Raw genomic sequence first — 13,351 nt, 5'->3', positions numbered from 1 at the left:
TATCACCCTTGTGCCCGTTTAACTTCATAAATATCGGGAATATTTTTTAAGCTGTCGATCAATCGTTCAAGATGAGCTGAATTATTTACACCAACGGTTACGTGGATATTCGCCATTTTATTGTGATCTACACGGCCGTTTACATTGTTCAAATTCTTGGTTTGTGAGTTTAAAGACTGCAGGACGTCATTGAGTAAGCCATTTCGATTATAACCGTAAATCTCTAGATCAGTGTTATAAGCCTGGTTGGAGTTGAAACCATCTCGCCAAGAAACGTCAATCAATCTACCAGGAATCGACTTGGCATTTTGAATATTTGGACAATCGCTACGATGAATTGTGACACCTCGGCCTTTAGTTACATAGCCGACAATATCATCACCGGGTACTGGGTTACAGCATTTTGCTAAATGAACCAATAGATTGTCTACGCCTTGAATAATAATATTGTCATTGCTGCTTGTGGACGAACGCTTTTCGGTTGTCTCTGGTTTATGCGTATTTTTCCCATGAGTTGGATTACTTTCAAAGACTTCTTTTTCTCGCGCCTTTTGAGCCTCTACTTCTTTTTCTTTGCGATCCGATTCAGTCAGCCGATTAGTGACGATCAGTGGTGAAATTTCACCATAACCAATAGCCGAAAGTAGCTCATTTTCTGTACCAAAGTTAAAGCGAGCTAAAACTTTGGTCATCGCTTCTTTGGTTAGGTATTTTTTTGGTAAAAAGCCTTTATCTGTTAATGCTTTTTCTAGTGCTTCACGCCCTTTTTCAATATTAACTTCTTTATCAGCTAATTTGAAATAGCGCTTGATTTTATTTCTTGCCCGGCTAGTGTGCACTAAAGAAACCCAATCTCGACTTGGCGCTGCATTAGCTGCTGTCAGCATTTCAACAATGTCGCCATTCTTAAGTTGGTAATTTAAAGGGACGATCTTGCCATTAACTTTAGCGCCGATGGTGTGATTACCAACTTCAGTATGAACCACATAGGCAAAGTCCAAAGGAATCGAGCCTTTCGGTAATTCATAAACATCCCCGCGAGGTGTAAAAACGTAGACACGATCAGAAAAAATATCACCTTTGACACTTTCCATAAAATCAGCAGCATCGTTAGATTCATCCTGAATTTCTAAAATTTCACGAAAAATATCTAATTTGTGACCGTTCTTATCCAAGTTAACTGGATCTTTGATACCCTCTTTATAGGCCCAATGTGCGGCAACCCCAAATTCAGCAATGTGATGCATATCTTCGGTCCGAATCTGAACTTCTAACGGCTTCCCTTGTGGCCCAATGACGGTTGTGTGCAGAGATTGGTAGCCATTGGCTTTGGGCATGGCAATATAGTCTTTAAAGCGACCAGGCATTGGTTTCCATTTTGTATGAATCGAACCTAAAACGGCATAACAATCTCTAATTGAATTTACAATTACGCGGATCGCTAACAAATCATATAATTCATCAAATTGCTTGTGCTGATCGCGCATTTTTTTATAGATAGAATAAATATGCTTTGGACGACCATAAATTTCATATTGAATATCTAAATCGGCAATGGCATGTTTAATATCTTCAATTGCCAAAGCAATATATTTTTCACGTTCCGTTCGCTTTGAAGCCATCAAGTGAACGATGCGATAATATTGCTGTGGATTGAGATACCGTAAGGAGATATCTTCAAGTTCCCACTTGATGCGACTGATACCTAAACGATCCGCTAATGGGGCATAAATTTCTAGAGTTTCATTGGCAATCCGACGTTGTTTGTCGGGGCGTAAATGCTGTAATGTTCGCATATTGTGCAAACGATCCGCCAGTTTTACCATGATCACTCTTAGATCCTTAGCCATCGCTAATAACATCTTACGGTGATTTTCAGCCAATTGCTCCTGATGAGACTTGTACTTTATTTTGCCAAGTTTCGTGACGCCATCAACGATGACTGCGACATCGTGGCCAAAAAGTTCTTCCACATCACCTAGTGTAATATTCGTATCTTCAACGACATCATGTAAATATCCAGAAGCTACTGTTTCAGGATCCATTTTGAGTTCTGCTAAAATGCCTGCCACTTGAACAGGGTGAATGATATACGGCTCACCTGACTGACGCTTTTGTTCTTTATGAACATAGGCCGCAAAATCATAGGCTTTTTTAACGAATTGTAAATGTGCCTCATTCATATATTCACTGCAGATTGTCATAACTTCATCTTGACTTAATTCTTTTTCTTCAGCCATATGATCACTCCCCATATGTTCGTTAATTTTAGTTGTCATAAGATATTATAAAAAAGACTGGAACAGAGAACCAGCGGTCCACTTTGCCAGCCTTATCATATACTAGTGCCTATTTTATTGGAAATAAATTATAAAGGCAATTTTGAATGCTTAAAGTTGTTTAATTGGTTGTATGCTTATTTTTTTGATATAGCCCTAACGTCAGGTAAGTGATACCTAAATAAAAAGCGCTAAGCCAATAGACATAATCATTATATTTGAAAAAAGCGAAGATCAAAAAAATAATTGGGAAAATTAGCATTGACCACCATCGTTGATTTGTGCGCTGGATATCATAGCCCACCCAAATACAAAATAAAGTATCGATTACTAAAAATAACCACAGAATCCGTACTGCCTTGGGCACATGTAGTAGTGTACAAAGAATTGGGACCACCACTGCTAATATCAAACTAATAAGCCCATAAAAAACTGGACGTTTACGAACTAAAATCTTTATTTTTTGCATATTTCGTTCCATTCATTTCTAACTTTTTCAATAACTAAAATAATAGCACAAAGTTTTCTGAAACCCTATCATTTTTGGACGATTATCCTTTTAATTCGAAATAAAAAGATAAAGCACTCAAAAAATAAAGCGGAGCAGTTTCGGTACGCAAAATTCTCGGTCCTAACCCAATAGGTGTAAATCCTTGAGAAACTAGATAGGCGACTTCATTAGATGAGATACCGCCTTCTGGGCCAAAGACGCAGTAAGTTGGTGTTTTTGGCTGATGCGCTTGCAACGCTAGCACTAATGCCTTCGTTTCGCTGGACTTAGCACTTTCTTCATAAGCAATTAACTTGGTAGCTTGAACTTCAAACTTGAGATCTTTTAAGTTTTGCAGGAATTTAATCTCAGGAATGGTGTTGCGGTGGCTTTGTTCCGCCGCGGACAAAGCAATTGTCTGTAGACGTTGTAACTTTTTTATGGCTTTTTTCTCATCCCAACGACTCACAGCCCGCTCACTAGCAAAAAAGTATATTTTATCGGCACCGAGCTCAGTCCCCTTTTGGACGATCCATTCACTTTTCTCTCGTTTTGGTAAGCCACAAAGTAAAATGGGTTTTGCAGGTAACTCTGTCTGCCGATTTAATCCATTGATTGGTCTTACCTGGATTTCAGTACCGGAGATATCTATTTTTTGAATCACTGCTAGAAATGGTTGCTGCGTGGCGTCAACTAATTCAATTTGATCATCAGGCTGCATACGCATCACTTTAGCAATGTGATGTATAATCCGTTTATCAGTGACCGTATAAAGCCGGTCAACACTTAAAGAACCTTCAACAAAATATTGTTGCACTATAATTCATCCTCGCGGCCAACAATCAAAGCGACCCATTCTTTTTCCTGTAACTTAGTTTCGATTGCCAAATGATAGGCAGCCAAACGTTGCTCGATTGCTGGTAATTTGTCCTTAATAATACCCGAAAAAATAATTCGTCCCTTTGAACGTAGAAAAGTATCAATATCCGGAATCATTAAATCGATAATCTCAGCAAGAATATTAGCTAGAATCAGATCTGCCCGCCCTGTGACACTTTGAAATAAATTACTTGGCATTACCGAAATATTATTAACATCCGAATTCAACGCAACGTTTGCTTTCGCAGCAGCCACTGCGACCTGGTCCAAATCGTATGCCTTGACTAGACCAGCCCCCATTTTGCTAGCCGCAATACTTAAAATGCCCGAGCCGGTCCCAATGTCGAAAACAGTTTGACCGGAGCGCAGCACTTTTTCTAAAGCCAACAAAGCCAAGGTTGTCGTTGGGTGTGTACCGGTGCCGAAGGACATGCCAGGATCTAGAATAACCGTGTATTCATCTGGTGTTGTTGGATGATAAGTTTCCCAATCCGGAACAACTGTCAGAAAACGTGTAATTTGGGTTGGATGATAATACTTTTTCCACGCTTCAGCCCAATCTTCGTCTTTAATACTTGTTGTTTTAATAGTTCCAGCCCCAATAGATAACCCAAATTTTGGTAAGGCTTGGATACGTTGGTTCAGTTGTTGCGTTATGGTTTTAATAGATTGGTCATCGGCAAAATACGCAGCAACTACCGCGCCTTGCTGCAAATGTGGGATTGAAGCAACATCTTCTACCTCGCCGTAAGGTCCGATTGCTTCAGGATCGATGTGTTTAAAATCAGCAGCGTCTTGAATTTCAACACCCTTTGCGCCTAGTTCTGTTAAGATTTCGGAAACAGCTTCAACACTTTCAGAGGTTGTTGATACAGAAAGCTTAATCCATTTCATTTACTCATTCCTTTCAATTATTAATAACGGGGATATGCTAAAAAAATTTGTTTGTCAGAAGTTGGTCGATTTTCAAGTGTGGTTTGAAATTCATCTGCATGCCACTGTAATAAGAAAGTTTCCGCTTTACTGTTGGGATCTAGAAAATCCATCAAATCGCTAAGTCCGTCATCTAAAACATCTTGGAAGGTAATCAAAAAAGCATCAACTGTTGCCTTAGAAATCCCTTTTTTTCCATCAAAAGGTAATGTGACTAAATAATCGTCAGTAAAATCAGCGCCATTTAATTTTGTTTGATCATAAAATAACACCGCATCCTGATACTGTACGGCTTCGCCAGGCTGCGTTGGGGTCTGATCGTTATCCGTTAAAGTCAAAACTTCGCCAGATGTATTTTGGGCTTCCATTGTGAGTAAAACTTCGAAGACGTGTACTTGTTGATCCCAGTTCAATTCGATTGTGCCATCAAAATCTAGTCGCTGGATACCATCATATAAGTAATCATCCATGGTTTGTTTTTTCATTTTGCCAACCCCTATTCTGCCAATCAATTGCTGATTTAGGCATTTTTGAAACATATGGATTACCCCAAACAACAAAGCGCAAATTAGCCTCCGTCCAGCGCCCCTTATTGGGTACACCAATCCGCGGTAATGCGCGGATTAATTGCGGCTGCTGTATCTGTTGCCTTGATAGGTTCAAGGGTACTGAACCTAATTGCTGGCCATTATAGGCCAGGGTATGTAAATTGATAGCTTGTGTTAATTTGCCTGGGCCATTGGTCAATTCTGCGCCAGTTTTGCCGTGGCGATTTTGGATCATTTGCGCCAAACCTGCCGTTGGTTCAAGCCCGCGAATCAATACGCCTCGTGGTTTGTTTTTTGCTTCAGTAATGAAATTTAATAGGAATAAACCGCGCATTGTGTATACGTAAATAGAACCACGGGGACCATAAAGTGCTTCATTACGTATGGTTCTGCGACCCTTAAAAGCATGAGAGGCTGCATCCCGTTCGCCTAAGTAAGCCTCTGTCTCTACGATCAACCCTTGATATTGCGTGTGACCATCACTATAGGTAAGCTCTTGCCCAAGCAACGCTCGAGCAACTGCAACAGTATCGTTATTTAAAAATATTTGATTCATCTTGATCCCTTCATTTACAACTAGTAATCATATCAAAATTAGGCCTATTATTGTAGTGGGAATTTTTTAAAGATCAGATATAGTTACGCAACAAAAAGTGGTCCAGGAAATTCCTGAACCACAGTTACACCGTTATCAAAAAATCTTAAGTTATTAGCAAAGCATCAACTATTAGATGTGAATTTTGAATTGCTGGGGACACCCCAAAAAGTAATATCATATTCGCCAGAATGGTACGGCGTCATTTCAATGCCTAATGTTGTTAGAGGTTCACTCAAAATACGTGCATAAGTAGGTAAACCAAATTGTTGGCCAATCATTAGCTGTGTATAGATATGTTTGGCAATTTGTTCTAAAGTAATTTGTGATAAGTTTTCCTCAGATTCAAACCACAATGTCGCAAACATCATTTCATTCGTATTACCATCAATAGATAGTTTTTTGTAATGCAAGCCACTATTATCACGCTGATGATAAATATTTGCAAAAAAGTCATCGATTAATTGTTGCTCAAAATTCGCTTTATAGATCATAATATGCCATTTGAAGCGTAACATAATATTGCCACCTCAGTTTTTATGCTTGTAAAGCATATTATACTCTTTTAGGCAAGGTCTGTGGCAGAATTAAGACTTAGAAACACATCTTTAATTGCTGAATTTTATCTAAAGCGGCCTCCATTTTTTCTTTAGCTTTTGTACGTCGACTATTTTGTTTTCTTATTATTTGTGAGCATATTTCGTTATTAAAAGGATCAATTGCATCGCTACATGCGGAAAGTGAAGCTTGGTACTGTTCTAAAGCTCTAACAATCTTTTTATGAGTCATTTCGTAATCATCCGGAACTGGCACAATGTTCATTTGATCACATAGTTGGTCATATTTAAGTTTATTTTTTGAATAATATTCTTTAAGGTCATGAAGGTTTTCGCTAGCAAGACAATTCCCATTATCAACATTCAAAATCGTTTTATCATACTCATTGAACACATCATCCATTACGTTGAACTTAAATACCTGATTTCTTAAAAACTCAATATATAACTTTGCAAATTCAAAATTTTGATAACCTGTTGTTTTACTCATTACCATTCATCTCCTTATTGTCCATTTGTTTACAAACTAAGCATATCATAATTTTATTTATAGTCAAGATAACTTTAATATTATAATTAATCACGTTTGTTATTTAATGTTGTTGTAATAAAAAACGACGATTATTATTAGTTGACCTGTTCAAATCGATGTGCTAATATACGTGTCAGATAAGGAGGTGATGTCTTTTGACAAGCGGAATATTGTTAAAGGCATCAGCTCCCGATAAAGCTGAATAATCAACTTATCGGTGACTGATGCCGTAACAAAAGAGCTACCTAAATTTATTAGGTAGCTTTTTATTTGCCCTTATTTATTTGGTGATACGATTTCTTTAATTTTGAAAAAGCATTCTGTACACTTTTCAAATGACTACTATCATTGCGAACAGTATTCATCAAATTCGTAAAATCGTGATCTTTTATGGGATTATATACTTCATGCGATGATTTATTTTTTTTGGCAAAAATCAATCTACTCACATCCTTCGTAAACATTATTATACAATGATTTTGAATAAAACTAAAATTTGATATGATATAAGTGTGGAGGCAGATAATGAGTAAGAAAAAAGAACATTTACACAAAACGTTAGTTGAAAAAATTCTTGATAAAGCTAATATTTCTTATGAATCTTTGGTATTTGCAACGCATCAAGAAGGCGATGTGCAACAACTAAACGTGGATCATATGGGGATCGATGAACATACCATCTATAAAACACTAGTATTAACTGGTAATAAGACTGGTCCTGTCGTCGGGGTCGTGCCCTTAGACAAACATATTGACTATAAAAAAATGAGTAAAGTTTCGGGCAATAAAAAAGTTGGTATGGTACCCTTAAAAGACTTAGTTAAAACCACGGGATATGAGCATGGTGCAAATACACCAGTAGGCATTCATGAAACACATAATTATCCAATCTATTTTTCCACAATTGCGCAGTCACAACCACAAATTATCGTATCTGCAGGAAAAATTGGACGCTCCGTCAAAGTTGCGCCGGATGCGCTTGTTTCATTTTTAAATGCATCTTACGCTGATATCACAGATTAGTAAGGAAGTGTAAATATGTTTCAATCTAGATTTGGTCGTTTTGCAACTGTTGGTGTCATTTCAAGCCTGCCAGGAGAAGTTATTGGTTCGTTTTGGCATATTATTGATCGAAATCTTCAAGGTGTGATTCCATTGGATAATTTGTTGCATTTTGAATTAAAACCTAAAGATGGTAAGTTGACCATCACATTTTATGAGGATAATGTTGATTTAAAAATGACTTTCGATCAACCACTGCCGTGGAATGAAGATTATCCTAACAAGATTCTCGCCTACGATGATGGCACCAGCCAAACGATTTTGCTACCATCAGAAGCGAATTAATTAATTTTGATAGGCTGGCTGATTAATGCCGGCTTATTTTTTTATGAAAAATTTTAAAATCCTACTTTCCGGCCACTCTGTTTTTTGGTATACTATTTCTTGTTGTGGAGAGTTGGCAGAGTGGTAATGCACCGGACTCGAAATCCGGCGAACCGGTTAATATCCGGCGCGCAGGTTCAAATCCTGTACTCTCCTTTCCCATATTTTTTAGTCCCTCATAAACGGTCAAAATGCCGTTAAATGAGGGATTTTTATTTTTTACAAGAACATGAAATATCATGTTATAGCATCTGAACGTAACCAAAACCGTAACCAATTTGATTTTTGCGTTTTGGTTACCATTTTTGAATTTTGTACAGGTAAATACAGGTAAATGTGGAAGTAACTAATTAGAAAAAGAAAAAATTACAAAAAAGTCTCCCATTCAATCCGAATGAGAGGCTTATTTATTTGACACGCTTGATATTTTATATCACTAAATTAGCAACTAGGCTAATACAATTTCCGATAAAACACCTGGTGATGACAAACGTAACACCTTAACCTATCATTGTTGTCACATCTATTGTATCTGTCGCTTTAAATCTTTAAACTGTGTCTAAACTTATCAGGGAGGAAAAATTCATGCGTAAAAGTACAAAGATTTTCATCGGCATCATTCTGACATTAGGAATTTTATACGGTGGCCTGAGGATTTTTGAAAAAGTATATATGGGCGGCACTGAATACTACACTCAAATCACTACAAGCGGTAAACAACTTAAAGAAAAAGATGACCAAGGACATACTTTTTATGATTATCGCTATCAACAACTTGGATTTGACGAAGAAGGCCGACAGCAAGTTTTAGAATTTAACGCCAATAAGTCTCGGCCGTTAAAACATCAGGCCTATCTTAAAATAACTTTTAACAGTAGTAAGGGTGTAACACAATGGAGCGAAGTAGCTGCTTCGGAAGTACCAAAAAAAGCAAAACAAGCATTAGCTAACCGTTAACGCCTCAAGGATGCAGTATAATAAGAAGTAAACAAGGAGGTTATTTTAAAATGAATAGTTATCGGGAATATTGGCGCAAAATGTTTGTGTTTAATGCGACAGCTACGCGCAAGCAGTATTGGTCTGCTGTTATTATTAATTACATTGTAATTGGCTTATATGCCTTTCTTAGTGGGCAATGGCGCAATTTTGATGATTATGGCCGCTTTCAAATGAACCTTTCAATAGGATCTTTGATTTTTGGCTTGTTGTTATTATTAGTTTGGATCGCAAATTTTACAATTCGTGCCCGTCGTTTACATGATACTGACAGAAGCAATTGGTGGATCTTAATCACGATTCTACCTTTAATTGGTAGTATCTGGTTCTTTATATTATTGATCTTACCTTCTCGACCATCCAGGCGTTGGCCGCTAAACCAGACTGAAGTTGAGAATTGATTTAAAAAATTTAGGTCTAAATAACTCATAACGCATAAGTAAAGAATGACTAAACAATTTTATGCTAAAAGAATAATCGCAGTTTTCAGATTCAATATTGATCTAGAAAACTGCGATTATTTATTAGTGCGCCCGGCATGGGCGCTAACTTGGTGGTGAAAGTCCACTATAGACCGTAGTAGTCGGAACTATTAGTTGAGGACAAGGGTGTCCACCGTGAGGTGGAATCTGAAGGAAGTCTAAAGCAAAGTGCTGAACCAATGAACAAGAAGTGGCTATAAGGCTGTTTGCAGTGGATAAGGTTGCTAAACAAACTGAAGTCCCATACTACTCGAAACTGTACGCAGTAAAGCCAATGGTTACATGGCACGAAAGTTAGCGTTCTTACCCGGGGAGGTCTGTATCATACGTTCCCGACAAGAGAAACGGAAAGTTTCACAGGTACAAACTAGGCAGTGATGTCTAGCTGAATGATACAGAAGTCAGCCGAGGCCATAATAGTTGTCCTTTGGACAACGAAGGGCCGAACTTTAACAATTCTCGTCAAAATTGGAGGTAGAAATCATGCAACAATCGCAGAAAACAGAACCATGTTCTGGTCACCGGCGGATGGTAGACCTGGAAGGTCAAGAGCAACCCGGGGCGCGTAGTGTGATTTCCGGTGAAGATAAGATGTGGAATGGCGTTTCATTTCAAGATTTAGTTTTGTCCCGAGATAATTTGAATCAAGCTTACCTTAAAGTCAGAAGCAACAAGGGTGCGGCGGGTATTGACGGTCTAACTGTCGATGAGCTGTTGCCTTATCTGAAACAACATCGTGATGAGCTAATCGCATCACTGCGTGATGGCAGTTATCAACCATTACCAGTTAAACGAGTCGAGATTCCAAAACCGGACGGCTCCAAGCGCAAGCTCGGGATTCCAACGGTGGTCGATCGACTTGTTCAGCAAGCAGTCGCTCAAGTGATGTCGCCAAGGTTTGAAAAGATATTCTCGGATAGCAGTTTTGGTTTCCGACCCAATCGAAGTGCTCATGATGCCATCAAACGGGTCATAGCGCTGTATGACCAAGGTTATCACTATGTGATCGACCTTGACCTTAAGGCATATTTCGACACGGTCAATCATGATTTACTGATGAAATTTGTCGGCCAATATATCGATGATTCCTGGCTATTAAGACTTATTCGTAAGTTCTTAACGAGTGGGGTTATGAATGGTGGTCTGTTTGAGAAATCAGCTCAAGGCACGCCGCAAGGTGGAAATATCTCGCCATTATTGGCGAATATCTACCTTAATGAGTTGGATAAGCTGCTCATGGCCAGAGGCCATCAGTTTGTGCGCTATGCGGATGATTGTAATATCTACGTCAAAAGTAAGCGCGCAGGCTACCGCGTACTGGCCAATGTGACCAAGTTCTTGGAGAAAGACTTGAAGCTAACAGTCAACCAAAAGAAAACTCATGTCGGTCGCCCTTGAGATTGAAATTTTTAGGGTTCACTTTAGGTGTGAGTAAAGGCAAAGCATATGCCCGGCCGCACAAAGTTGCCAAAGAACGTATCAAACAGGCCCTAAAGCTAATCACCAAACGGAACCGCGGTGTTAGTCTAGACACTGTCCTTAAAGAGATCAAGCGTAAAATGCGAGGCTGGTTACGATACTATAGTATTAGCCGCATGAAGGGCTTTCTTAAAGCGCTAGACACATGGTTGCGCACGAGGATCCGGCCGTATATCTGGAAATCATGGAAGAAAATCAAAACGAAGTTCCGAAATCTTAGAAAGTTAGGGGAATCGGTGTCAGAAGCACGCGTATTTTCTAATACCCGTAAAGGGTATTGGCATACTGCACATACCGGTGTACTGAAATATACTCTAACAAACGAAAGACTGGAACGCCGTGGACTTATCAATCTGTCCACAACGTACCAGTCTATTCAGAAACGCTTAAGTTATTGAACCGCCGTATACGGAACCGTACGTACGGTGGTGTGAGAGGCCGACCCGTTAGGGTCTCCTACTCGATTAAATATATTCATTGGTAGTTGCATATCTTGGTTGCGACCGTTTTATTGAGGTAACTATGCATGATTATAATGTTGCCTACGAACAATTTCAAATATGCTTAAAACGCCAATAACCAGCCCAACGCCAGTACCTATTAAGTGGTGGTTTACCTTAGAACCTGTATGCGGCAGGGTTTGCTGTGCCGTAATTGGGTAAAGTTTGGGCACTCGTTTTGAGAGAACCGGTTGTGTTTTCGTCGTCTCCTTTGAATCGGAGTTCTTATTATTTGCACGTAGTTGAGATAAATTAAGTAGATTTTCATCGTCTATTGACTGATAATCATAGGTTCTCTTTATGTTCACAGAGCTTATATCGTGTCTTTGGTTTTCGGTCATGATTTGAAGGTCACGACTGTCACCCACTATAGTTTGTCCAGAGTCAGTCAAGCTAGTAGTAACTGGATTAATCGTAGGTTGAGCTTTTTGGGTTGAAATACCCGTAGCCGATGATGTGTCACTTGATTCAGTCGGCACGACAGTTTTAGTTTCAGTGGGCACTGTATTTTCATTGCCGTTTTGAGTTTGATTACGATTTAAATAAAGTGGCGCTTGTATTGTTTCTGAACTAGCTGTTTTCGATGCGTCTTGATCTTTGCTCATTACTCTTTCATTGGTGTCTGTGGCAGTAGTAACCTGTGAGCTGTTATTGGGCTCTGTAGTTTGATTTGGTGTTTGAGCTACTTTTGTTTCAGAGTTAGGCTGTGACACAATATTCTGTACTGGTCCCACTACCCTATCATTGGTAAATTTTGAAGACTCAGGCAATTGTACCGTTTCAGATACGTTAGTTTGAGTTAAACTAACATTATTAACCGCTATTGAGGCTGATTGTGTGGTGGCCAAGCTTTGTTGTGGCCAAAATATACCCGACAACAGACTGCTACAAATCAATAAATATAAGCCGACATACTTATTTGACGGCTGGCTTTGTTTCCTAAATTGCCCCATGAATCGTCGTTCCTTCCCCCGAGGTACATGTGAAAATGATGTGATCAAAAATTAGTCCGTATAAATCAACGTTATTATCATAACATAGATTGTTTTCCAAAATAAATAAAGAAATAAAACATGTGACCGGGTCAAAACAAATAGTTTCCAGTCACATGTTAATTACGAATATTTTGATTTAAACGTGCCCAAGTGTTGATCGCCTTTGATCTTGCTTTCTTTAAAATTATTATAGTGATAATTGATATTGTTACTTTTTAACTCAGGGAAAATGCAATTTATATCAAGTTTTAATAACTTTTAAATAACAGCTTTTAAATGGTATTCTGGTGAAAAACTAACCATTGCTTCCTGGTGCGTAAATTCTAAAGAGAAACGATGCCATTTAATTTCAGATAAAACATTCTGATTTAAGGGAAATTCGTTAATTTCTTTACAGGTATGATTTTGATAGTGGATAATGATGGCTTTGATCTGAATATAGTGAAATTGCCGTTCAGTTAAGCTGTGCTGGATAATTGCTTTATGACTCATTTGGCTAGCCTCCTAAAATTTGCTTAAACTAAGCTTATCAAATTTAAAGCTAAACTATGATTGTCATGAAGAAAAGACCTGGTATAGGTGGGTACTAGGAAGAAAATTTTTAAAAACAGCTGTTTTTTTGATTTTTTTCTAAGTTAAGTATAAATTTCATTGAATAAGCTTCACAGGCTTTTCATTTATGCTTATACTTAACAGAGTT

14 protein-coding genes, 1 tRNA gene and 1 pseudogene are annotated in these 13,351 nt (G+C 38.4%); 6 read left to right on the top strand and 10 right to left on the bottom strand.

What is annotated here, in order from left to right:
* Positions 1 to 2: 2 nt before the first annotated feature.
* The 8 genes from ACNAN0_RS06510 to ACNAN0_RS06475 all read right to left on the bottom strand — a co-directional run bounded on the left by ACNAN0_RS06510 (position 3) and on the right by ACNAN0_RS06475 (position 6,771).
* The gene (locus tag ACNAN0_RS06510) at positions 3 to 2,240 is read right to left on the bottom strand and encodes a RelA/SpoT family protein (protein WP_230913029.1); all 2,238 of its coding nucleotides are present in this window, start codon (positions 2,238 to 2,240) and stop codon (positions 3 to 5) included.
* 160 nt (positions 2,241 to 2,400) lie between these two features.
* On the bottom strand, positions 2,401 to 2,748 hold the full coding sequence (locus tag ACNAN0_RS06505; RefSeq protein WP_230913028.1) for a hypothetical protein: 348 nt from the start codon (positions 2,746 to 2,748) through the stop codon (positions 2,401 to 2,403).
* An 82-nt stretch (positions 2,749 to 2,830) separates the two neighbouring features.
* A complete protein-coding gene (locus tag ACNAN0_RS06500) occupies positions 2,831 to 3,586 on the bottom strand; it encodes an RsmE family RNA methyltransferase (protein WP_230913027.1) in 756 nt (251 codons plus the stop codon).
* A complete protein-coding gene (gene prmA / locus ACNAN0_RS06495) occupies positions 3,586 to 4,542 on the bottom strand; it encodes a 50S ribosomal protein L11 methyltransferase (RefSeq protein WP_230913026.1) in 957 nt (318 codons plus the stop codon). Before prmA ends, ACNAN0_RS06500 begins: the two co-directional genes overlap by 1 nt.
* A 20-nt stretch (positions 4,543 to 4,562) precedes the next feature.
* Positions 4,563 to 5,066, bottom strand: a complete 504-nt coding sequence (locus ACNAN0_RS06490; protein ID WP_230913025.1) for a DUF3013 family protein — start codon at positions 5,064 to 5,066, stop codon at positions 4,563 to 4,565.
* Positions 5,044 to 5,685 carry a DNA-3-methyladenine glycosylase gene (locus ACNAN0_RS06485; RefSeq protein WP_416352936.1) on the bottom strand — a complete coding sequence of 214 codons (642 nt, stop codon included), beginning with the start codon at positions 5,683 to 5,685 and terminating at the stop codon, positions 5,044 to 5,046. Before ACNAN0_RS06485 ends, ACNAN0_RS06490 begins: the two co-directional genes overlap by 23 nt.
* A 164-nt stretch (positions 5,686 to 5,849) precedes the next feature.
* Positions 5,850 to 6,242, bottom strand: coding sequence for a hypothetical protein (locus ACNAN0_RS06480; RefSeq protein ID WP_230913023.1), 393 nt, complete (start codon positions 6,240 to 6,242; stop codon positions 5,850 to 5,852).
* A gap of 76 nt (positions 6,243 to 6,318) precedes the next feature.
* On the bottom strand, positions 6,319 to 6,771 hold the full coding sequence (locus ACNAN0_RS06475) for a hypothetical protein (RefSeq protein WP_230913022.1): 453 nt from the start codon (positions 6,769 to 6,771) through the stop codon (positions 6,319 to 6,321).
* 567 nt (positions 6,772 to 7,338) lie between these two features.
* Here ACNAN0_RS06475 and ACNAN0_RS06470 point away from each other — a divergent pair.
* From ACNAN0_RS06470 to ltrA, 6 genes and pseudogenes are all read left to right on the top strand, one after another.
* Positions 7,339 to 7,836, top strand: coding sequence for an aminoacyl-tRNA deacylase (locus ACNAN0_RS06470; protein WP_230913021.1), 498 nt, complete (start codon positions 7,339 to 7,341; stop codon positions 7,834 to 7,836).
* Positions 7,837 to 7,851: 15 nt separating this feature from the next.
* Positions 7,852 to 8,160 carry a DUF960 domain-containing protein gene (locus ACNAN0_RS06465; protein ID WP_416352935.1) on the top strand — a complete coding sequence of 103 codons (309 nt, stop codon included), beginning with the start codon at positions 7,852 to 7,854 and terminating at the stop codon, positions 8,158 to 8,160.
* A 106-nt stretch (positions 8,161 to 8,266) separates the two neighbouring features.
* A tRNA-Ser gene (locus tag ACNAN0_RS06460) sits at positions 8,267 to 8,355 on the top strand.
* Between the two features lie 429 nt (positions 8,356 to 8,784).
* The gene (locus tag ACNAN0_RS06455) at positions 8,785 to 9,156 is read left to right on the top strand and encodes a YxeA family protein (protein WP_230914579.1); all 372 of its coding nucleotides are present in this window, start codon (positions 8,785 to 8,787) and stop codon (positions 9,154 to 9,156) included.
* A gap of 50 nt (positions 9,157 to 9,206) precedes the next feature.
* Positions 9,207 to 9,596, top strand: coding sequence for a DUF805 domain-containing protein (locus ACNAN0_RS06450; protein ID WP_230914578.1), 390 nt, complete (start codon positions 9,207 to 9,209; stop codon positions 9,594 to 9,596).
* Positions 9,597 to 10,160: 564 nt separating this feature from the next.
* Positions 10,161 to 11,554, top strand: a pseudogene (ltrA, locus tag ACNAN0_RS06445) (group II intron reverse transcriptase/maturase).
* Between the two features lie 122 nt (positions 11,555 to 11,676).
* Here ltrA and ACNAN0_RS06440 read toward each other — a convergent pair.
* Together ACNAN0_RS06440 and ACNAN0_RS06435 are read right to left on the bottom strand one after the other, a co-directional pair.
* Positions 11,677 to 12,609, bottom strand: coding sequence for a hypothetical protein (locus ACNAN0_RS06440; protein ID WP_230914577.1), 933 nt, complete (start codon positions 12,607 to 12,609; stop codon positions 11,677 to 11,679).
* A gap of 300 nt (positions 12,610 to 12,909) precedes the next feature.
* Positions 12,910 to 13,143 carry a hypothetical protein gene (locus tag ACNAN0_RS06435; protein WP_416354163.1) on the bottom strand — a complete coding sequence of 78 codons (234 nt, stop codon included), beginning with the start codon at positions 13,141 to 13,143 and terminating at the stop codon, positions 12,910 to 12,912.
* Positions 13,144 to 13,351: the final 208 nt, after the last annotated feature.

Origin of the sequence: Agrilactobacillus fermenti, assembly GCF_047943045.1 — a bacterium.
In the GTDB taxonomy this organism is placed as follows: domain Bacteria; phylum Bacillota; class Bacilli; order Lactobacillales; family Lactobacillaceae; genus Agrilactobacillus; species Agrilactobacillus fermenti.
Note: the sequence above shows the minus strand (reverse complement) of the source record. Positions and strands in the feature narration are given on the sequence as shown.

Excerpts from the sequence above, each read along its gene's own strand:
- ACNAN0_RS06510 (WP_230913029.1), bottom strand. The coding sequence starts at position 2,240 with ATGGCTGAAGAAAAAGAATTAAGTCAAGATGAAGTTATGACAATCTGC.
- ACNAN0_RS06440 (WP_230914577.1), bottom strand. The coding sequence starts at position 12,609 with ATGGGGCAATTTAGGAAACAAAGCCAGCCGTCAAATAAGTATGTCGGC.
- ACNAN0_RS06505 (WP_230913028.1), bottom strand. The coding sequence starts at position 2,748 with ATGCAAAAAATAAAGATTTTAGTTCGTAAACGTCCAGTTTTTTATGGG.
- ACNAN0_RS06470 (WP_230913021.1), top strand. The coding sequence starts at position 7,339 with ATGAGTAAGAAAAAAGAACATTTACACAAAACGTTAGTTGAAAAAATT.
- ACNAN0_RS06490 (WP_230913025.1), bottom strand. The coding sequence starts at position 5,066 with ATGAAAAAACAAACCATGGATGATTACTTATATGATGGTATCCAGCGA.
- ACNAN0_RS06455 (WP_230914579.1), top strand. The coding sequence starts at position 8,785 with ATGCGTAAAAGTACAAAGATTTTCATCGGCATCATTCTGACATTAGGA.
- prmA (WP_230913026.1), bottom strand. The coding sequence starts at position 4,542 with ATGAAATGGATTAAGCTTTCTGTATCAACAACCTCTGAAAGTGTTGAA.
- ACNAN0_RS06485 (WP_416352936.1), bottom strand. The coding sequence starts at position 5,685 with ATGAATCAAATATTTTTAAATAACGATACTGTTGCAGTTGCTCGAGCG.
- ACNAN0_RS06435 (WP_416354163.1), bottom strand. The coding sequence starts at position 13,143 with ATGAGTCATAAAGCAATTATCCAGCACAGCTTAACTGAACGGCAATTT.
- ACNAN0_RS06465 (WP_416352935.1), top strand. The coding sequence starts at position 7,852 with ATGTTTCAATCTAGATTTGGTCGTTTTGCAACTGTTGGTGTCATTTCA.
- ACNAN0_RS06475 (WP_230913022.1), bottom strand. The coding sequence starts at position 6,771 with ATGAGTAAAACAACAGGTTATCAAAATTTTGAATTTGCAAAGTTATAT.
- ACNAN0_RS06480 (WP_230913023.1), bottom strand. The coding sequence starts at position 6,242 with ATGTTACGCTTCAAATGGCATATTATGATCTATAAAGCGAATTTTGAG.
- ACNAN0_RS06450 (WP_230914578.1), top strand. The coding sequence starts at position 9,207 with ATGAATAGTTATCGGGAATATTGGCGCAAAATGTTTGTGTTTAATGCG.